Source organism: Croceitalea marina (genome assembly GCF_042684265.1).
Taxonomy (GTDB): Bacteria; Bacteroidota; Bacteroidia; order Flavobacteriales; family Flavobacteriaceae; genus Croceitalea; species Croceitalea marina.
Genome location: NZ_JBHULB010000008.1, coordinates 1 through 21,695, shown reverse-complemented (window position 1 = coordinate 21,695; position 21,695 = coordinate 1). Strand labels below are relative to the sequence as shown.

Genomic DNA, 21,695 nt, shown 5'->3' with positions numbered 1-21,695 from the left:
CATGGAGACACTTAAAGAAATGAAAACCGAAACTCGTAAAGGCAAGACCTTGAAGATATCGGGTGCAGAAGCGATTATACATTGCCTTTTGGCCGAAGGTGTTGATTTGTTATATGGTTACCCAGGAGGTGCTATTATGCCTGTATATGATGAGTTATATAAGTTTCAAGATAAACTCACCCATATTCTAACACGACATGAACAGGGGGCTACACATGCTGCACAGGGTTACGCAAGGGTTTCAGGCAGGGTAGGTGTTGCCATGGCCACCTCTGGCCCAGGCGCAACAAATTTAGTGACCGGTCTGGCAGATGCGCAGATAGATTCTACGCCAATGGTTTGTATTACTGGCCAAGTGCCAAGACACTTACTAGGCTCTGATGCATTTCAAGAAACCGACATTATTGGGATTTCTACTCCAGTCACAAAATGGAATTATCAGATAACCAAGGCGTCAGAAATCCCTGAAATAATAGCCAAAGCTTTTTATATTGCAAAATCAGGTCGACCGGGTCCAGTCTTAATTGATATTACAAAGAATGCCCAGTTTGAAGAACTGATGTTCTCGTATAAAAAATGTACGGGGGTACGAAGTTACAATGCCGTTCCTAAACCTGATAAAAAAGCCCTGGAAGCTGCAGCTACACTTATAAATTCTGCTCAAAAGCCATTTATTGTTTGGGGACAAGGTGTGATTTTAGGTAAGGCAGAAGAAGAATTGAAAGCATTCGTTGAAAAAGCAGGCATACCTGCCGCGTGGACCATTATGGGTGCCTCTGCGCTAGATACGGATCATCCTTTAAATGTTGGTATGGTCGGTATGCATGGAAATTATGGACCCAATATTCTTACCAACGAGTGTGACGTTTTAATTGCAATAGGTATGCGCTTTGATGATAGAGTCACGGGAAGACTTGATGATTACGCAACTCAGGCCAAAGTAATTCACTTTGAAATTGACCCTGCCGAGATCAGCAAAAATGTGCATGCTGATGTTGCGGTCTTAGGAGATTCAAAAGAAACTTTAGCGCTCTTACTTCCATTAATTAATGTCAATAAGCACGAATCTTGGCACAATCGCTTTAAGGAAAAATATAAAATTGAGTTCGATACGGTAATTAAAAACGATATACACCCCACTAAGGAAGGGTTGACTATGGGCGAGGTCATCGAAGAAATTAATATCGCTTCTCAACAGAAGGCAGTAATTGTCACAGATGTGGGTCAGCATCAAATGATTGGTTGTAGGTATGCAAAGTTTAGAGAAAGTAAAAGCAACATTACTTCAGGTGGTTTGGGTACAATGGGTTTTGCCTTACCGGCTGCAATTGGTGCAAAACAAGGTGCAATGGACCGCGAAGTTGTGGCTATAATTGGTGATGGCGGATATCAAATGACTATACAAGAATTAGGGGTCATTTTTCAACATAATATTCCTGTAAAAATAGTGGTATTGAATAACGACCATTTAGGCATGGTTCGGCAATGGCAAGAGCTATTTTTTGAGAAGAGATATGCCTCGACCGTAATGGTTAATCCTGATTTTGTCAAAATTGCCGAAGGATATCATATCGAGGCAAAACGTGTAAGTGAGCGTAAAGATTTAAAATCAGCGGTTCAAGAAATGATTGCTTCTGACAAACCGTATTTTTTAGAGGTAAAAGTAGAAAAAGAGGATAATGTTTTTCCAATGATTCCTTCGGGAGCTGCCGTCTCTGAAATCCGTTTAAAGTAAACTAATATGGATAATAATATAGAAAATCAGTGGTTTACGATATCCGTATACTCTGAAAATAACGTAGGCCTTTTAAATAGAATATCAGGAATATTTTTAAAAAGACACATTAATATAGAGAGTCTAAATGTCTCAAAATCAGAAATTAATAATGTTTCTAAATTTACCATAGTGGTTCACACCACGGAGAATTGGACACGGAAAATCGTTGGCCAAATCGAAAAACAAATAGAAGTTATTAGAGCATTTTATCATACAGATGATGAGACTATTTATCAAGAGTCGGCACTATTCAAAATTGCTTCTGATCTGCTTTTTGATGAACGTCAAATTCAAAACATAATTAAAGACAATAATTCACAAATTGTTACCGTGGCGCGAGACTTTTTTGTACTGGCAAAAACTGGCCGTAGGTTCGAAATAGATGAAATGTACGAACAACTAGCTCCTTACGGCATTATGCAGTTTGTGCGTTCGGGCCGTATATCGGTATCAAAAGATGAAATGCAAATTTCGGCATTGCTTCAAGAGTTTCAACATCATTAAACCAAACAATAATTTAAATAAAAGAGAATACAAAATGGCAAATTACTTTAACACGCTATCGTTACGGGATAAATTAAAACAACTAGGACAATGCAGATTTATGGATTCTTGGGAGTTCTCAGATGGTGTTTCGGCCTTAAAAGGAAAGAAAATAGTAATTGTGGGTTGTGGGGCACAAGGTTTAAATCAGGGACTAAATATGAGAGATTCCGGTTTAGATATTTCATATACCCTTCGTGAATCGGCTATTGCAGAAAAGAGGCAATCGTACGTTAATGCTACAGAAAACGGTTTCGCAGTTGGCACTTATGAAGATTTAATTCCTAATGCAGACGTTGTAATCAACCTTACACCAGACAAGCAACATACGGCCGTTGTAAGTGCTGTAATGCCATTAATGAAAAAAGGAGCTACGTTATCCTATTCACATGGATTTAATATTGTGGAAGAGGGGATGAATATCCGCGAAGACTTAACGGTAATTATGGTTGCACCCAAATGCCCAGGTTCTGAGGTGAGAGAAGAATATAAAAGAGGTTTTGGTGTGCCTACCTTAATTGCGGTACATCCAAACAATGACCCAGAGGGTAAAGGTTTGGCCCAGGCCAAGGCTTATGCTGTAGGTACAGGTGGCGATAGAGCAGGGGTTTTGATGTCCTCCTTTGTTGCTGAAGTAAAATCTGACCTAATGGGAGAACAAACGATTCTTTGTGGTTTATTACAGACAGGTTCTATTTTATGTTTTGATAAAATGATTGAAAAAGGTATTGATCCAGGGTATGCGTCTAAACTAATTCAATATGGATGGGAAACGATTACCGAAGGGATGAAGTATGGCGGAATTACAAACATGATGGATCGTTTGTCAAATCCTGCTAAAATAAAAGCCTTTGAATTATCGGAGGAACTGAAGGATATCATGCGTCCTCTTTTTCAAAAACACATGGATGATATCATGACCGGGCACTTTTCTAAAACCATGATGGAAGATTGGGCCAATGACGACAAAAATCTACTGACCTGGCGTGCTGCTACTGGAGAAACCGCTTTTGAAAAGACCCCTGCTGGTAATGATGAAATTAGTGAGCAAGAGTTTTATGATAACGGCGTTTTAATGGTGGCTATGGTAAGGGCAGGAGTTGAGTTGGCTTTTGAAGCTATGACCGAGTCTGGTATCATTGCAGAATCGGCATACTATGAATCGCTGCATGAAACACCGCTAATTGCCAATACGATTGCAAGGAAAAAATTATTTGAAATGAATCGTGTTATATCGGACACAGCTGAATATGGTTGTTACTTATTTGACCACGCATGCAAACCATTATTGGCTGATTTTATGAAAGGAATTGATACAGCGGTTATCGGTAAACCATTTGGTAATGCAAAGAATACAGGCGTTGACAATGCTAGACTAATTGCTATAAATAAGGCCTTGAGAGAGCACCCCGTAGAAATTGTAGGTGCAAGACTAAGAGCGTCTATGACCGCGATGAAACCTATTGTTTAGAAGGTCAGATCAAAACATCTTTTTGTTCGTTTTTAATGAAAGACACTGTAACTACATATTTTCCTAAAATTGCCGATATCTATGAGGCAGCTAAAACAATTCGTCAGGTTGCGAACCAGACCCCTTTGCAGCATAGTATTCGTTATTCCAAGGAGTTTGATGCCAATATTTTTCTAAAAAGGGAGGATTTACATCGGGTTCGCAGCTATAAGATTAGAGGAGCATTTAATAAGATAAGTTCGCTTTCAAAAGAAGAATTAGAGAATGGCGTTGTTTGTGCAAGTGCTGGAAATCATGCCCAGGGCGTTGCCTTCGCTTGTAACCATTTAGGTGTAAAAGGAACAATTTATATGCCAGTCGTCACCCCTAGGCAAAAGGTGGATCAAACCGAGATGTTCGGTGGTGATTGGGTAACTATAGTCTTAGAAGGAGATACTTTTGATGATTCTTATAAGGCGGCCATAGCGGCATGCAAATCAGAAGAAAAAACGTTTGTGCATCCTTTTGATGACCCTAAAACTATTGAAGGTCAGGCAACAGTCGGTCTTGAACTCTTAGAGCAGTCAGAGGTCCATATTGATTATGTTTTTGTAGCCGTGGGTGGAGGTGGATTGGCTTCTGGCCTATGTGGTACATTTCATGCTTTGTCGCCAAAGACAAAAATTATCGGAATTGAACCCACTGGGGCGCCCTCAATGAAGACTTCAATCGCAAAAGGTGAATTAATTGAGCTAAATGAAATTGATAAGTTTATAGATGGCGCCGCGGTTCAAAAAGTGGGCGCCTATACTTTTTCCATTTGTAAAGAACATCTTTACAATATGGAAACTATTGATGAAGGTAAGGTTTGTCAAACTATCTTAGAATTATACAATAGAGATGCAATAGTTGTAGAACCAGCTGGTGCATTAACAATAGCTGCTCTTGATTCGTTTAAAGAAGAAATAAGGGGTAAAAATGTAGTCTGTATTGTAAGTGGAAGTAACAATGATATTACCAGAACTGCAGAAATTAAGGAGCGGGCATTACTTTACAGCAAGTTAAAACACTATTTCATTATTCGTTTTCCGCAACGTCCTGGGGCCTTAAAAGAATTTGTTGCCGATATTCTAGGGCCTAACGATGATATTACGCATTTCGAATATTCTAAAAAGTCTAGTAGGGAGAATGCCCCGGCAGTTGTCGGAATAGAATTAAAATCACCGGAAGACCTTTCGCCCCTTATTACAAGAATGAAAGCAAATGGCTTTTTTGGCGACTATTTAAATGATAAACCTGACTTGTTTCAATACCTAATTTGAAGCATTTTAATAGGGAACACTTATGGCTAAAATACCTGAAAAATTTAAGATCACCTCAGAAATACATCATGATACGTATTTGATTAATGGTGAATTAAAAAGATGGAGAGGAAATACAACTAAAGTAGCTTCCACCATCTCCTCTACTGATACGTACATACCAACTGTTTTAGGCAGTATCCCTGATATGGGCGAAACAGAGGCTATTGAGGCTTTGGATGCCGCTTTGGGCACCTACAATCAAGGGAAGGGTGTCTGGCCAACAATGAAGGTCAAAGACCGAATAGAATGTATGGAATCTTTCGTTCGAAAGATGGAAACCAAGCGGGAGGAAATTGTTAAACTCTTAATGTGGGAAATAGGCAAGTCTTTGCCTGACTCAGAAAAAGAGTTCGACAGAACGGTAGAGTATATTTACGACACTATTGAAGATTACAAACAATTGGATAGGGATTCCGCAAAATTCCATAAGTCGGGCGATGTGTATGCCCACATTCGTAGAGGGCCTTTAGGTATTGTATTATGTTTGGGCCCTTATAATTATCCGTTGAATGAAACTTTTGCCTTGTTGATTCCGGCAATCATCATGGGAAATACTACAATCTTTAAACCAGCAAAACATGGTGTCTTGTTAATTACACCGCTCTTGGAGGCTTTTCAGACTTGCTTTCCAAAGGGAGTGGTAAATATTTTATTCGGTAGGGGTAGGGCGGTTGCCGCACCAATAATGAAAACGGGCAAGGTAGATGTATTGGCCTTGATCGGAAATAGTAAATCTGCCAATGCGTTACAAGAACAACACCCAAAGAGTAATCGTTTACGTTTAGTTCTAGGTCTTGAAGCTAAGAATCCCGCAATAATTTTACCAGATGCAGATTTAGATTTGACCATCAATGAAGTGATAGCAGGAACTACATCTTTCAATGGACAACGATGCACTGCTTTAAAGGTGGTTTATGTACATGAAGAGATTAAAGAGGAATTTTTAAAACGTTTTTCAGAACGTGTAGATCAATTGAAATTTGGAAACCCTTGGGATGAAGGAGTGAAATTGACGCCTTTACCGGAACCGGGAAAACCTGGTTACATTCAAGAGTTAATAGATGATGCGTTATCGAAAGGTGCCGTTATTCAGAACAAAAAAGGTGGTGAGCACTTTGATAACTATATTTGGCCTGCCGTGTTATATCCCGTATCCAAAGATATGCGCGTTTATGAAGAGGAACAGTTTGGCCCTGTAATTCCTGTGTTGTCTTTTAAAGATATTGAAGAGCCCTTAGACGATATGGCCGAATCAAATTACGGGCAACAAGTAAGTTTGTTCGGCAAAGATGTATATACACTTTCACCACTAATCGATACGCTTGCCAATTTGGTCTGTAGGGTGAATTTAAATAGCTCATGCCAACGAGGTCCGGATGTGTATCCATTTACAGGAAGAAAAGATTCGGCGCAGGCCACTTTAAGCGTTCACGACGCACTACGTTCTTTCTCTATTAGAACATTTGTGGCTTTTAAGGATAATGAGTTGAACAATGAAACTATTGAACAACTTTTGGATGCTAAAGTCAGTAATTTTTTAAGCACTGACTATATACTATAAGAACAAGAATTGTTCTTTATGAATTTTGAAATTTTCCTTGGTAAGCCCGCATCAGGGCTTACTTTTTTATGTGAAAACTTGTTGAATTTAACAGAGAAAGAGGCCTTTTTAACACATTTCTAACTTTGGTTGAATTTAGGTATAGATACTTTTAGCGACAGACCTAATTATTAATTTAAACAACTAAAATCTAATGAAAAAAAGCTACTCAAAAGCCTTAGTGTTTGTAGTATTAACAGCATTAAGCTTTTCAACGAACCTCAAAGCGCAGTTAACCTTACCGGCAGGTAGTCCGGAAGCAGAAGTATCACAACGTGTTGGGATCACGGACATTACAATTCACTATAATAGGCCCTATGTAAAAGGAAGAGAAATCTGGGGCAAATTGGTCCCTTATGGATTTAATGACCTTGGTTTCGGAACATCGAAATCGGCACCATGGCGGGCAGGTGCCGACTACAATACTACAATTGAATTTACCCATGATTCGAAAATTGAAGGTAAAGATGTGAAAGCCGGTAAATATGCCTTGTTTTTTGCCATTGAAGAAAACGGAGATGTTACCGGAATCCTATCAAGCAATACTACTTCTTGGGGAAGTTATTTTTATGATGAAGCGGAAGACGTGCTACGTTTTAGCACAAAAACAAAAGATTTAGACAGTTCTGTGGAAATGCTAACTTTTAGTTTTGACACTGCTGATGCTACAAGTACAACGGCCAGTTTAAAATGGGTGAAAAAGGAAATACCGTTTAAAATAGAAGTTCCAGTAACCGATATTGTTATGAAAGGTATTGCCAATGATTTACGTAATCCAAAAGGCTTTCAACAATCTACTTGGGATCAAGCGGCGAATTATGCATTTAACGTTGGTGACTTAGACCAGGCCTTAGAATGGGTAAACACTTCTATAAGCGGAAAGTTTTTCAGTAAAGAAACCTTTTCTAATTTGGCCTTAAAATCTCAGATTTTGGCAAAACAAGGTAAAGCAGCAGAAGCCACTAATTTCTTGGATAAAGCGGTTGCTATGGGTAATGTTAGAGAAGTATATGGTGCTGGCACCCAATTGATAGGTATTAATAATACTAAGGCACTTAGCATATTAAAGGCGAACGTAAAAACTAATAAAGGTGCGTGGCCAAGTAATTATGGCCTTGCAAGGGCGTATTCGGCTGTCGGAGACAGCAAAAATGCTATCAAAGCTATAAATAAATCTTTGACAGTTGCTCCGGCCAATTTTAAATCAAGATTAGAACAGGCCTTGGATAGGCTTAAGAAGGGTGAGGATATCAATAAATAAAGATTACGGTCTTTTAAAAAACGAAAAGCTCTACAGAAGTGTGGAGCTTTTTAGCTTATATACCCCCAAATAGCTTTGTCTTTAGTTAAATTAATATAGGCTTGTCTTATACTAGAATTCTCTTGCTTAGCCATTTTAGGGTCTTCTTTTAAAAGAGTAATTGCATAGTAACGAGCAGATTTTAAAATTTGATTATCCTTTACGATATCTGCAATTTTGAGGTTTAACAATCCGCTTTGTTGCGTTCCCATTAAATCTCCAGGACCGCGCAGTTTTAAATCAACTTCGGCAATTTCAAAACCATCATTGGTCCGTACCATGGTTTCTAAACGGGTTTTGGCATCACTAGAGAGCTTATGGCTTGTCATGAGTATGCAAAAACTTTGTTCCGCTCCACGACCGACCCTTCCACGTAATTGATGCAGTTGCGATAGCCCAAAGCGCTCGGCACTTTCAATAATCATAACAGAAGCATTGGGCACATTTACCCCAACCTCAATTACAGTTGTAGCTACCATAATTTGGGTTTTACCTTTTACGAAACGTTCCATTTCATAGTCTTTATCCTCAGCTTTCATTTTGCCATGTACGATGGATATCTGATAATCGGGTAGTGGAAAGTCCCTTGCAATGCTTTCATAACCATCCATTAAGTCTTTATAGTCCAAAGCTTCAGACTCTTGTATTAATGGGTATACGATGTAAACCTGACGCCCTTTTTTAATTTCATCTTTTATAAATTGAAAAACTTTTAATCTATTCGCATCATATCTGTGTACTGTTTTAATTGGCTTTCTCCCTGGTGGTAACTCATCAATAACCGAAATGTCTAAATCACCATATAAACTCATAGCTAATGTTCTTGGTATCGGTGTGGCTGTCATTACAAGAATGTGGGGAGGAACTTGATTTTTTCTCCACAGTTTTGAACGTTGGGCTACTCCAAAACGATGTTGTTCATCAATGACGGCCAATCCAAGATTTTTGAATTGAACTTTATCCTCTAACAAAGCATGTGTTCCTACCAAAATATTTAAGCCTCCATTTTCTAGGCGCTCATGAATTCCTTTTCGTACGGCCTTCTTAACGGAACCTGTTAGAATTTCAATAGTAATATCCATTTCGCCTAACAATTCTTTTAGACCATTGAAATGTTGATTGGCAAGAATTTCTGTGGGAGCCATTAAACAAGCCTGATAGCCATTGTCAATTGCCAAAAGCATGCACATTAGGGCCACTATGGTTTTGCCTGACCCTACATCACCCTGCAATAAGCGGTTCATTTGTGCGCTACTGCCTAAATCGTTTCTTATCTCTTTAATTACCCGCTTTTGGGCATTGGTGAGTTGAAAGGGTAAGTGGTTTTGAAAAAAATCATTAAAGGTGTTTCCTACTTGGTCAAAAGCCAGTCCTTTTATTTTTTGTTTGCGAACGGCTTTTTTATTCAATAACTGCAATTGAACGTAAAAGAGCTCTTCAAATTTTAAACGAAATTGTGCTTTCGCCAATAACCCTTGACTTTTAGGAAAATGAATATTTAGCAGGGCATCGGCCTTTGAAATAAGTTGAAGTTCGCTTATCAATTCTTGTGGGAGCGTTTCTTCAAAGTTTGCTTTAGTTTCTAGAAAAAGCTGCTCAATCAGTTTTGACACCACACGATTGGTGATGCCAGAGTTACTAAGTTTTTCGGTAGAAGGATAAATAGGTTGCATACTTATTTTAAGCCCTGCTTGATGTGCCTTTAATAGTTCCATTTCTGGGTGTGGCATTGAAAAGGTACCACCATATCTATTTATCCTTCCGAAAATCACATAGGGCTCATTAAGTTTAATATTTTCTTTAATCCATTTTTGCCCTCTGAACCAAACGAGTTCCATTTGCCCAGTATCATCTACAAAACTGGCCACCAATCTTTTACCGCGCTTTTGTTCTATAGTTTTTAAATGAACAATTTTACCTAGTATTTGAACATCGGCACCGCTATCTTTCAACTGCGCAATTTTATAGTACTGCGTTTTGTCTAAATATCTATTCGGATATAACTGTAAAAGGTCTTGAAAAGATTCGATTCCCAATTCCGAACGCAAGAGTTCGGCCCTATTTGGCCCTACACCTTTAAGGTAAACTATCGGTGTTTGTAGAAAATTGGAATTCATAGAACTAAAATATGTAATTTGGATTGACTTTTGCTACTTTGCTTTTATGAGGTATTCATTGTTTATACTATCCTTCGTTTATTCAACTTTTTTATTCTGTCAGAATAATCAGAAACCAGTTGATTTTATCAAAATTGACATGGAAATCACACCTCTTTTTGACTCTAAAGAGGTTTGGGGCAGCGGCACTTATTATTTTGAATTAAAGTCAGAAACGGATTCGATATTCATAGACGCAATCAATATGGAATTTTTGCATGTTTCATTGAATAGAAGGCAAATCGATTTCAAGAACTCTGGCAAACAGCTTAGCTTCAAAGCACCAGAGAAAATAGGTAATCATGAATTATTTATACGGTACCTCGCCAAGCCCAAACAAACTGTGTATTATATCGGACTAAATGATGGAGTTGAGGGAAATGAACAACTCTGGACCCAAGGCCAGGGTAAATACACAAGTCATTGGCTGCCTAGTTTTGATGATATGTCAGAGAAAGTAGAACTTGACCTTACCTTGAATACCGCTGAAGGGTTTACTGTAATCGCAAATGGAAAGCTAACCAAAAAGAATACGGCAGAAGGTATTATAGACTGGCATTTTGATATGCAAGACCCCATGAGCAGCTATTTAGCTGCCTTTGCCATCGGGAAATTTGACAAAAAAGAATTGAAATCATCATCCGGAGTTCCTATAGAGTTGTATTACGAACCTAAAGACAGTTTAAGGGTTGAGTCTACCTATCGTTATACCAAAGAAATTTTTGATTTTTTAGAAGATGAAATTGGCCTTGCTTATCCTTGGCAGAACTACAAGCAAGTACCAGTTAAAGATTTTCTTTATGCTGGTATGGAAAATACGAGCGCGACTGTATTTTCTAATTCCTATATGATTGATTCAACGGCCTTTATTGATAAGAATTATGTTAATGTCAATGCCCACGAACTGGCACATCAATGGTTTGGAAATTTAGTAACCGAAGAAAGTAGCAAGCACCATTGGTTACACGAGGGTTTTGCAACATATTATGCCTATTTGGCCGAACAGCATTTATTTGGTGAAGACCATTTTTACTGGAAACTATACGAGACCGCTAAAACCCTGCACAATTTGTCCGAGAGTGGAGGCGGCGAGGCCCTTAACAACCCAAATGCCAATAGTTTGACCTTTTATGAAAAGGGGGCTTGGGCACTTGTAATGTTAAAAGAAAAGATTGGGAAAAATACATTTCAAAAAGGAATAATTAGCTATTTAAATAAACATCAATTTAAAAATGTTACCATATCTGATTTTTTGGTTGAAATGGAACTTGCAGCTAATACAGACTTGTCCGATTTTAAATCTAAATGGTTAGAAAATGAAGTATTTCCGTGGGAAGAAGTGAAAGAAAAGCTTAAAAGGGAATCTGAAAGTATCGCTTTGGTTTTTGAGATGGAAAACGAATTTCAACGTATTAAAAGTGATGATTTGGATTATGAGAGTTATTGGAACAGGACAGAGTCCACTAATTTTAAAGCCCATTTCATACGACAATATCATCGCGTTTTACCAAACGCTATCATTAAAAGAGCCTTTTTAAGCGATGATATTAAAATAAGGCAGGCATTAGCTAGTTCTTTATACGGTATCTCTGGGGTGAAACAATCAACAACCGAAATTGCAGACCTGTTCGAGACGCTATTAGATGACAAAAGTTATATAACCATAGAAAATGCACTCCTAAAACTTTGGGCAACTTTTCCTGAAGAAAGAACGCTTTACTTTTCAAAAACGCAAAATATTGCTGGTTTGCCAAATAAAAATGTACGGTTGTTATGGCTTACGTTGGCATTGTTAACCCCTGAGTATAATCAGGGCCAACAGCAAGTATATTATAATGAGCTGAATGGATATACTTTTGCAGATAATCATTTTGAGGTAAGGCAGTTGGCCTTTCAATACTTAAGTCAAATTCAGGCGATGAGCGACGAAACACTTATTAACCTGATAAAAGCTTCTGACCATCACGTTTGGCAATTTAAAAAGTCTTCAAGAAATTTACTTAAAGAATTAAGTGAAAGTATTGAACTAAAAGAACGACTTTTGAGTATATCAAATTCCTTATCCACGGAGGAACAAAGCACACTGAACAAATTGTTAAAGGAATGAAAGCACTTGTAATTTCTGGAGGTGGCAGCAAAGGTGCTTTTGCTGGTGGGGTGGCCCAATTTCTTATTGAAGAGGCAAAAAATGACTACGATATTTTTGTTGGCACCTCTACTGGAAGTCTTTTAATTTCACACCTCGCCCTAGGAAAGCTTAATAAAATCAAGGAGATTTACTCCAATGTAAATCAGAAAACTATTTTCAATAACTGTCCGTTTGTGGTCAAGCGAAAATATGGTGCCGATATTATCAGCATGAACCATTGGAATATTTTTAAGAATTTTATAAAAGGAAAAAAAACCTTTGGAGAAAGCGAAAATTTAAGGCAGCTAATTCGGAATAGTATTACTGTTGCTGAGTTTGATGAATTAAAAGCTTCGAGTAAAAATGTTGTTGTTACGGTTTCCAATCTATCTCTAAACCAGGTAGAGTATAAATCTATAAATGATTGTACCTATGATGAATTTTGTGATTGGATTTGGATTTCTGCCAATTACACACCATTTATGAGTTTGGTTCGCAAAAATGGTTGCGAATATGCTGATGGAGGACTAGGAAGTCTTGTTCCGATTGAAGAGGCAATTTTACGAGGTGCTACCGAGGTTGATGTTGTTGTTTTACATACCGAGGTAAATTACTATAACAGAATGCCCTCAAGAAACCCTTTTGAGCTTATTACCAATATGTTAGGGTTTGTTTTAGATCGAATAGAAAATCAAAATATTAGAGTGGGCAAACTCGTGGCCAATCAAAAAGGAGCGATTATTAACCTGTATTATACCCCAACTATTTTGACCACAAATTCTTTAATTTTTAATAAAGAGAAAATGACTCGCTGGTGGAAACGGGGCTACTTATACGCTAAGAACAAAAATGCGGAGAGTATGCCTATAAAACCTGAAGTTCAGGAATAGTTTACCACAGATCGCCAATTTCCTTTTTCACAAAAGCCAATGCCGTTGCTGAAGGAGATTGTTTTTCTAACATTTGCGTTAAAATATCTTCACGAAGTTTATCGGCAGAGTCCGATTCGCTCATGGCAGCAGACCTAATTATTTGAATGGTAGCACTTTTGGCCGCTTTGATAATATTCCAGCACTCATCAGTCATGTAGATTTGTTGTGACAGGTTATGATCAAACTCATCTTCAACATTCTTTATGAGTAGATTTTCGTAGTCGTTTTTGTTTTGACTTTGGGGAGCTACTCGCACTACTAGGCTATTTACAGCAATTCGCTCTAAATACAAGGCCATGCGCTCATAAGCTTGCAATCTAACCGGGAGTGTATCTTTCTGTGAATCTTTATGCAGTAAAAAACGTCTTCTACCATCTTCGTTACGGGTGTGTAGTCTAAAAAAATAAAAGGCGATAAGGCCTGTAACCAACGAGGGCAATAGATAAGCAAAGAGTTGAAAAACTTGGTCTCCGGTCATTTGAATTGATATTTATTTGGATTTAAAACGGAGTAAATCCCTAAAAAGTATATCTAGATGTCTTACATTTTTTCTTTGGCCAAACTGTAAAATGCCTTTAAATCAGGAGATAGTTTAATGGTTATGCCTTCTTTGAAGTTTCCGTCTTTAGTAGCAATTTTCAACCTTTCTGCCGGAATGCCGTTAGCTTTCCATAACTCATTGGCTACAGCTGCTGCCTGCGTATACGACACATCGAAATCGCCTGTAATGTTCAGTGCCTCTATAGTAATTTCCCTTTCTGGGTTTTTTGTAATTAATTGAGCTATTCTTGCAATAGTTGCTTTTCCTTCTTCGCTTAAAACCTCAGATTGATCATTCTCGAATAATGACAAAAGACTATTAGAAACCGAAATACTGCCGTTGGCTGCACCTATTTTGGCATTAGCTCCCAAAATTTGTTTGCTCTGTGATAATATGGCGATGGCCGTTGAATCATTTTTGGCAAAAGAATCAGATATCAATCTTAGTTGTTGTTCTTTTTCATTAAGACTGCTCAATGCACTATTGACGGTCTCTGTATTTTGTTTTGAAATTTTAGAGAAATTCGTAAGATTTTGAAGTAAGGTTGCATTCGCATCTCTGAGTTCCGCAGCTTCTCTGTTCGCTAATTCAGCGTTGGCATTACTTACATTAATTTGTCTTTTTGCGACCGATACAGAATCGTTTAGGGCCAAAATAGTTTGTTCAAGCTCGGTAATTTTATTTAGCAAGTCTTTCTTTTTTTGAGCTTGAATCAATGTTGTAGAAATCAAAAATAAGATTAAGGGTACTAGTTTTTTCATAATTAAGAATTGGATTTTCCTCCTAGATAGGTACATTCATAAAGTTCTTTCATACTATTAAAACCAACCTTGGTCTTTTCATAACCATAAACCGATTTTAAATCACTGCTAAGATAATCATCATCAACATTAACTTGAATATCTGTCATTGTAAATTGTGCAGGATGCTCATAACCTGCAGCGTGAGTCACCTCTAAAAATTCTTTTCTAAATGTTTTGAAGTACTGGGCCAAACGTTCAGATTTTAGGGTGACATCTATTCCGCTCTGGCGCCATTTACTTTGTGTGGCAATGCCTGCAGGGCATTTATTGGTATGACAAACCTGGGCTTGAATACAGCCAATACTCAGCATAGCTTCTCTAGCGACATTAATACAATCTACCCCCATTGCGAAGGCCATAGCTGCTTTGGCCGGAAAACCGAGTTTACCACTGCCAATAAATACGATTCTATCGGTAAGTCCTCTATCTTGAAAAATTTTATAGAGGCTTGCAAAGCCATAAACCCATGGTAAAGAGACGTGATCGGCAAAACTTGGCGGTGCTGCTCCGGTTCCTCCCTCACCGCCATCGACGGTAATAAAATCAGGGCCTTTACCGGTTTTTTTCATTAAATCGGCTAGTTCTATCCATTGGTCCAATTTTCCTATCGCTCCCTTTATACCAACGGGAAGTCCTGTCTCAGTAGCTATTTTTTCGACAAGAGCATGTAATTCAGGAATAGTGGAAAAAGCTTTGTGGGTGGATGGCGATAATACATCTTTACCGACCTCGACCCCCCGTATTTCAGCAATTTCTTTGGTTATCTTGGCTCCGGGCAATACGCCGCCCTTACCTGGTTTTGCTCCTTGCGAGAGCTTAACTTCAATGGCCTTTATACATGGGTTTTCATCAACCAAGACCTTCATTTTGTCCAAGGATAGATTTCCATCTTTTGAGCGTACCCCGAAATAACCTGTTCCAAAATGGAAGACTACATCACCACCCTTTTTATGATAGGGAGAAAGGCCACCCTCACCAGTATTATGATAAGCTTCGGCCTTGAGAACACCTTTGTTCATGGCTTCTACCGCAGCAGCGGATAAAGAACCAAAGCTCATTGCGGATACATTGATTATTGAAGCAGGACGATAAGGTTTCTTCCGTTTGTTAAAGGCGCCAATGACTTTTGCACAGGGTAAAAAATATGGATTTTCTATGTTTGGGTGATTTTCAGGGATTTTATACCCGATCATAGCATTTTTTATAAAAATATGCTGATGCGCATAAACATCCCTATCCGTACCGAAGCCTTCATAATTATTTTCACGCTTCGCCGAAGCATATATCCAACTTCGTTCAATACGGTTAAAAGGGAGCTCCTCTCTATTATTTGCAACAAAATATTGTCTCATTTCAGGGCCAATACTTTCTAACCAATAACGTAAGTGGCCTACAACTGGATAGTTATGGCTAATAGTATGTGCTTTTTGAAAAAAGATATCACGGATGGCGACAAGCACAATCACCGCAACTATCCATAACCACCATGGAACGTTACCTAAAAAAGTTAAAACTCCGGCCATAAATTAAAATTCGATTACGTTTTGTTCCTATTATCCAATACTATTTTAATAACCCCAAATAATGCCAAAAGCACCCCAATAATAGAGCTCGTTAGATACATCCAAGCTGGTTTTTTCATCGTTAAAAGTAACATTCCCAGCGACGTGAATACCATCCCGAAAATGGTGTAGATGAGCCCTTTATTCTTTTTATCCATTATTTAAGTTCAAATACATAAGTCAAGTTCAAGTTCAACCCTTCGACAGGCTCAGGGTGACAAATAGCACGTTTTTGTAAACTCCTAACTACTTATTAAGGTAGTCTAATGTTAACTCTGTCATCGCTTTTACACCCAATTGCATTCCGGCATCATCAATCAAGAAATCTGGAGTATGATGTGGAAAAGATTCTTTATTTCCAGGGGTCATTCCCCCTAAAAAGAAGAAAAAACCAGGCGCCTCACGTTGAAAGTATGAGAAATCTTCGGCACCCGTGATTGCTTTTTGAATTACTACATTATCCCCACCGGCAACACGCTGTAAAGTGGGTAGCATTTCGGTAACTAAAGCAGGGTCGTTGTACGTTATGTCCGTAGCATCTTTTATCTCACATGTGGCGGTTCCGCCATAGGCTTTTGCAATGGTTTCAACCATTTCTACCATTCGCTTGTTTAATTTATCTTTCATATCATAATCAAGCGTTCTGATAGTACCGATCATTTCAGCACTTTCTGGAATAATATTAAAACGAACACCACTCTTAATTTTACCAACGGTAATTACAGCTGCCTCTTCGGTAAGTTTGGTTTCACGGCTAATAATAGTCTGTAACCCGTCTATAATTTTAGCACTTATCAAGATTGGGTCCACACCGGACCAAGGTTGTGAACCATGACTTTGCTTTCCTTTAACCTTAATTGTAAAACTCTGTGCAGCGGCCATAGTTCCGCCAGATTTGTAACGAATCATGCCTACTGGAGTCTGAGAGTTTATGTGCAATCCGAAAATGGCATCCACTTTAGGGTTTTCCATAACACCTTCTTTCACCATTAATAATGCACCGCCTTCTTCACCTGGTGGTGGACCTTCTTCTGCCGGCTGAAAAATAAACTTTACGGTTCCTTTAATTTTGTCTTTATTTTTTGATAGTACTTCTGCAACACCCATTAAAATGGCTGTGTGGGTATCATGTCCGCAAGCGTGCATGACACCGACTTTTTCTCCTAAAAACTCAGAGGTCACAGTAGACTTAAATGGCAAATCGTTACGCTCGGTGACGGGTAGTGCGTCTATATCAGCCCTTAATGCTACAACTTTGCCAGGTTTATCACCTTTTAAAAGCCCCACCACACCGGTATATGCTACGCCAGTTTGCACTTCAATACCTAACGATTTTAGATGCTTTGCTATTTTTTCGGCTGTTTTAAACTCTCTATTGCCCAATTCTGGGTTTTGATGAATATCATGTCGCCAATCGATTACTTTTTTCTCAATACTTTTATAATCTTCGGAGAGGTTTGGCCCTTGAGCCATCAATCCGCAAGTAACCATTAAGAATGCAAAAGCGAATACTTTAAGTTTAGTCATAATTTGAGTTTTAAAATTTAATAAGGCGGTAGCCATCATTTTGTAATTGTATCAAAGCTGTCATTGCCGACAATGATAACTGCACGCCGGAAATTGTTTCTTCTATCGGAAAATCTCTAGATAAGGATGATTGTCCGCAGAATATAAAATCTACTCCAGCGTCCATCAATTGCTGCACCATTTCTGCATTCGGGTTTTTTATTCCATACCGTTCAATATAGGCTTCATTGGTGATGATATCTTTTGACGCCTTGTTATGAACTACCAAGGCCACTTTCATGTTTTCTTTCGACACCCCATTTTGTGCATGCATATTCAAAAATCGGGCAGCCGTTTCAATGCTTCTATTTAAAGCTGAAGTGTCTTCGGGGCTATTCATGATATCAAAGACCACTTTTAATTCGGTATCACTTTCTATCTTATAATCTTGACCTTCAATTTGCCAAACTTTACCGTAGTTCGCGATTACTGGGCCTGCTTTTTTTTCTTGGGCTGCGATACTAATTGTGAAAAGTATCAGTAGACTTAAAAGGAAGTATTTTCTGTTCATAAAGTCTAAATATATCTAAAAATAGAAGAAATACCATTTGCTGTTCAAAAGTATTTAAAGCTTCATTTCAACAAACCAAGTAGATTGGCTAATTTCACCTTTTGACTTTAATTTATCTGTGGAAGAAAAGATTGCTTATTTAAAAGGATTGAACGAAGCCCAGTTGGCTCCTGTTTTGCATAAAGATGGTCCTTTGATGGTTATTGCCGGGGCCGGCTCTGGTAAGACAAGGGTTCTGACCTACCGTATTGCCCATTTAATGGCGCAAGGGGTAGATTCTTTTAATATTCTGGCCTTAACTTTTACCAACAAAGCGGCCCGTGAGATGAAAAAGCGTATAGCGGACATCGTTGGTAGTTCAGAAGCTAAAAATCTGTGGATGGGTACCTTCCATTCCGTATTTGCCAAACTATTGCGCTTTGATGGTGATAAATTGGGGTATCCCAGCAATTTCACTATTTATGATACCCAAGATTCTCAACGCTTAATAGCCTCGATTATTAAAGAGATGGGGCTCGATAAGGATATTTATAAATACAAACAGATACAGAATAGAATCTCTTCTTATAAAAACAGCCTGATTACCGTTAAAGCCTATTTTCAGAATCCTGAATTAGTAGAAGCCGATGCGATGGCAAAACGACCAAGGCTTGGTGAGATTTACCAAAACTATGTGGATCGTTGTTTTAAAGCGGGCGCAATGGATTTTGATGATTTGTTATTGCGCACCAATGAGTTGCTAACACGGTTTCCTGAGGTTTTAATGAAGTATCAAGATAGGTTCCGCTATATTTTGGTAGACGAGTACCAAGATACCAACCATTCGCAATACCTTATCGTTAAGGCACTTTCTGACCGTTACCAAAACATTTGTGTAGTAGGTGATGATGCACAAAGTATCTATTCTTTCAGAGGCGCCAACATCAGTAATATTCTAAATTTTCAGAAAGACTACGACGATGTGGGCATGTATCGTTTAGAACAAAACTATCGTTCTACCAAGAATATCGTAAATGCTGCCAATTCGATAATTTCCAATAATAAGAATCAGCTAGAAAAGGTAGTTTGGACCTCAAATGATGAGGGAAATAAAATAAAAATACATCGCAGTATTACCGATGCTGAGGAAGGCCGCTATGTGGCTGCTTCGATTTTTGAGAATAAGATGCAGCACCAAATGGGCAATGGTGAATTTGCCGTGCTGTATCGCACCAACTCACAATCTAGAGCTATTGAAGATGCTTTGCGCAAGAGTGATATTCCCTATCGTATCTATGGTGGACTTTCTTTCTATCAGCGCAAAGAGATAAAAGACGTTTTGGCCTACCTACGTTTGGTAATTAACCCCAAAGACGAAGAGGCCCTAAAGCGTATTATTAATTTTCCTGCCCGTGGCATAGGGCAGACAACGGTCGATAAATTGGTAGTTGCCGCAAATCACTATGGACGTTCGATATTTGAAGTGATAGAGAATTTACCAAAGCTAAATCTTAAAATCAATAGTGGTACTACCCGAAGATTAGAAGATTTTGTCACTATGATCAAGAGCTTTCAAATAATGAATGAAGGTGCCGATGCCTTTACCTTGGCAGAACATGTGGCCAAAAAGACCGGACTATTATTGGAATTCAAGAAAGATGGCACTCCCGAAGGGATTGGTAAAATGGAGAATATCGAGGAATTACTCAATGGTATTCAAGACTTTGTGGAAGGGCAAAAAGAATTGGCTGACACTACTGGCAGTTTAACCGAATTTTTAGAAGATGTAGCCTTAGCTTCTGATTTAGATAAGGACACTGGTGATGATGATAGGGTGGCCTTAATGACGATTCACTTGGCAAAGGGGTTGGAGTTCCCTTATGTATATATTGTTGGGATGGAAGAAGATTTGTTTCCTTCTGCCATGAGCATGAACACTAGAAGCGAACTAGAAGAGGAGCGAAGATTGTTTTATGTGGCACTGACCCGTGCAGAGAAACAAGCCTACTTGACCTATACTCAAAACCGTTACCGTTGGGGGAAACTTATAGATGCTGAGCCCAGCCGATTTTTAGAGGAGATTGAAGAGCAATATGTAGAGAATTTAACTCCGGTAAACGATGGTTACCGCTACAAATCTTTGATAGATGCCGATATCTTTGGTGAAGTTGATAAAAGTAGATTAAGACAAGTTAAACCTCAAAATGGTACACCACCAAGTGTAAAAGGCCCTAATGAAAGTCAGTTGCGCAAGCTTAGAAAGCTTAAGCCAGAAATTTCAAGACCCTCTGCCAATACCAATGTAATTGATGCCAATTTGGTAGAAGGTGCTTTGGTAAACCATACCCGTTTTGGTAAAGGCAAGGTTTTAAAGATTGAAGGTGTGGGTAACGACAAGAAAGCTGAAATTCAATTTGATAGAGGTGACATTAAAAAGTTGTTGTTGCGCTTTGCTAAATTAGAAGTATTATAAAATAAAAATAAACAAACTAGTTTGTTTAGCCCTACGTTGTGCTTCATTATAACCAACCGCTAACCAATGATAAAATTCTTTAGAAAAATTAGACAAGATTTACTTTCAAAAGGTAAAACAGGAAAATATATGAAGTATGCCATTGGAGAAATAATTCTTGTTGTTATTGGAATTTTGATTGCGTTACAGATTAATAATTGGAATGAAAAGAATAAGCAGAATTCATTTATTCAACAAGCCTTTTTGGAAGTGCAAAATAATTTAGTGAATGATAGTTTACAAATGACCAGAGTTATGGCGAGACTCAATAGCGAATTAAAAATTCAGCAGGAAATAATTAATGCCATAGAAAATGGACAAATATTAGATAGTTCCTATAACAAAAGTTTAAGTAAATGTATGACTATGAATTTAATTCAAGTTACAGATAATGGTTATAAGAATTTGCAAGCTTTAGGATTGGAAAATATTAAAAATAAGAACTTGGAAAATCTTCTAATAAAATATTACGACATTTTAAATAAAGATATGATAAGAGAAGTAAGTGATGATAATGTTGATTTATTAAATGTGTGGTTGCCATACGTACGAAAAAATTTCAAGGACTTTGATTACCGAAAATATGCAGTTCCAAAAAGTTATGAGAAACTTTCTTCCGATAGTGAATTTTTGGTTATGTTAAAAATAAATATTGACAATAGAGAAGCAACATTGGAAGAACTTACAAAAATGCAAGTAGCAATGCGAAGTCTCATAGAAAGCGTTAGCAGTAAAAAATAACGAAACCACAACAATGGCTGTAAGTAATTGCTTGTTCTCGCTTACTTCTGAAAATCCACTCGGATTTTCAGCTTAGTGTGTACTTGCAAAGTTAAGTGCTAATCCACGCAACTACTCATAGGTACTGTGTCAAAAAACAAGTTTTTTCTTTAAAATATTAGGAAACAAGTTGAGTAATCAATTTGTTATCCCGCGCAGCAAGGGCTTCATGCTTTTGCTGCTTTTTTATT

At 38.1% G+C, this 21,695-nt stretch carries 17 protein-coding genes; 10 read left to right on the top strand and 7 right to left on the bottom strand.

Annotated elements, in window-relative coordinates; all coding sequences use genetic code 11:
* Position 1 precedes the first annotated feature (1 nt).
* The 6 genes from ilvB (at position 2) to ACFSQJ_RS07045 (ending at position 7,995) form a co-directional block, all read left to right on the top strand.
* Entirely contained in the window at positions 2-1,735 is a 1,734-nt protein-coding gene (gene ilvB / locus ACFSQJ_RS07070) for a biosynthetic-type acetolactate synthase large subunit (RefSeq protein ID WP_377766265.1), read from the top strand.
* A gap of 18 nt (positions 1,736-1,753) precedes the next feature.
* Positions 1,754-2,281: an acetolactate synthase small subunit gene (ilvN, locus tag ACFSQJ_RS07065; RefSeq protein WP_377766612.1), complete on the top strand. Its 528-nt coding sequence runs from the start codon at positions 1,754-1,756 to the stop codon at positions 2,279-2,281.
* A gap of 34 nt (positions 2,282-2,315) precedes the next feature.
* Positions 2,316-3,791 carry a ketol-acid reductoisomerase gene (gene ilvC / locus ACFSQJ_RS07060; protein ID WP_377766264.1) on the top strand — a complete coding sequence of 492 codons (1,476 nt, stop codon included), beginning with the start codon at positions 2,316-2,318 and terminating at the stop codon, positions 3,789-3,791.
* A 35-nt stretch (positions 3,792-3,826) separates the two neighbouring features.
* On the top strand, positions 3,827-5,092 hold the full coding sequence (gene ilvA / locus ACFSQJ_RS07055) for a threonine ammonia-lyase IlvA (RefSeq protein WP_377766263.1): 1,266 nt from the start codon (positions 3,827-3,829) through the stop codon (positions 5,090-5,092).
* 22 nt (positions 5,093-5,114) lie between these two features.
* Entirely contained in the window at positions 5,115-6,695 is a 1,581-nt protein-coding gene (locus ACFSQJ_RS07050) for an NADP-dependent glyceraldehyde-3-phosphate dehydrogenase (protein WP_377766262.1), read from the top strand.
* A gap of 193 nt (positions 6,696-6,888) precedes the next feature.
* Positions 6,889-7,995 (top strand): DUF2911 domain-containing protein, encoded by a 1,107-nt coding sequence (locus ACFSQJ_RS07045; RefSeq protein ID WP_377766261.1) that lies wholly within the window; start codon positions 6,889-6,891, stop codon positions 7,993-7,995.
* 50 nt (positions 7,996-8,045) lie between these two features.
* Here the strand turns inward: ACFSQJ_RS07045 and recG are convergent, their stop codons facing one another.
* A complete protein-coding gene (recG, locus tag ACFSQJ_RS07040; RefSeq protein ID WP_377766260.1) occupies positions 8,046-10,151 on the bottom strand; it encodes an ATP-dependent DNA helicase RecG in 2,106 nt (701 codons plus the stop codon).
* Positions 10,152-10,290: 139 nt separating this feature from the next.
* Here recG and ACFSQJ_RS07035 point away from each other — a divergent pair, with 139 nt between their 5' ends.
* On the top strand, positions 10,291-12,297 hold the full coding sequence (locus ACFSQJ_RS07035; RefSeq protein ID WP_377766259.1) for a M1 family metallopeptidase: 2,007 nt from the start codon (positions 10,291-10,293) through the stop codon (positions 12,295-12,297).
* Positions 12,294-13,208, top strand: a complete 915-nt coding sequence (locus tag ACFSQJ_RS07030; RefSeq protein WP_377766258.1) for a patatin-like phospholipase family protein — start codon at positions 12,294-12,296, stop codon at positions 13,206-13,208. The genes ACFSQJ_RS07035 and ACFSQJ_RS07030 overlap by 4 nt, the downstream gene beginning before the upstream one ends.
* A gap of 1 nt (position 13,209) precedes the next feature.
* On the opposite strand, the gene ACFSQJ_RS07025 is transcribed toward ACFSQJ_RS07030, so the two are convergent.
* The 6 genes from ACFSQJ_RS07025 to ACFSQJ_RS07000 form a co-directional block, all read right to left on the bottom strand.
* Positions 13,210-13,728: a DUF7935 family protein gene (locus tag ACFSQJ_RS07025; RefSeq protein ID WP_377766257.1), complete on the bottom strand. Its 519-nt coding sequence runs from the start codon at positions 13,726-13,728 to the stop codon at positions 13,210-13,212.
* 62 nt (positions 13,729-13,790) lie between these two features.
* Entirely contained in the window at positions 13,791-14,552 is a 762-nt protein-coding gene (locus ACFSQJ_RS07020; protein ID WP_377766256.1) for an OmpA family protein, read from the bottom strand.
* A gap of 2 nt (positions 14,553-14,554) precedes the next feature.
* Positions 14,555-16,117, bottom strand: a complete 1,563-nt coding sequence (locus ACFSQJ_RS07015; protein ID WP_377766255.1) for an FMN-binding glutamate synthase family protein — start codon at positions 16,115-16,117, stop codon at positions 14,555-14,557.
* 14 nt (positions 16,118-16,131) lie between these two features.
* Entirely contained in the window at positions 16,132-16,314 is a 183-nt protein-coding gene (locus ACFSQJ_RS07010; protein WP_377766254.1) for a hypothetical protein, read from the bottom strand.
* 88 nt (positions 16,315-16,402) lie between these two features.
* Complete coding sequence (locus tag ACFSQJ_RS07005) at positions 16,403-17,647, bottom strand: amidohydrolase (protein WP_377766611.1); 1,245 nt, start codon at positions 17,645-17,647, stop codon at positions 16,403-16,405.
* 46 nt (positions 17,648-17,693) lie between these two features.
* The gene (locus ACFSQJ_RS07000; protein ID WP_377766253.1) at positions 17,694-18,233 is read right to left on the bottom strand and encodes a DsrE family protein; all 540 of its coding nucleotides are present in this window, start codon (positions 18,231-18,233) and stop codon (positions 17,694-17,696) included.
* A gap of 118 nt (positions 18,234-18,351) precedes the next feature.
* Here ACFSQJ_RS07000 and ACFSQJ_RS06995 point away from each other — a divergent pair, with 118 nt between their 5' ends.
* Both ACFSQJ_RS06995 and ACFSQJ_RS06990 read left to right on the top strand, forming a co-directional pair.
* Positions 18,352-20,685: an ATP-dependent helicase gene (locus ACFSQJ_RS06995; RefSeq protein ID WP_377766252.1), complete on the top strand. Its 2,334-nt coding sequence runs from the start codon at positions 18,352-18,354 to the stop codon at positions 20,683-20,685.
* 66 nt (positions 20,686-20,751) lie between these two features.
* Complete coding sequence (locus tag ACFSQJ_RS06990; protein ID WP_377766251.1) at positions 20,752-21,465, top strand: DUF6090 family protein; 714 nt, start codon at positions 20,752-20,754, stop codon at positions 21,463-21,465.
* Positions 21,466-21,695: the final 230 nt, after the last annotated feature.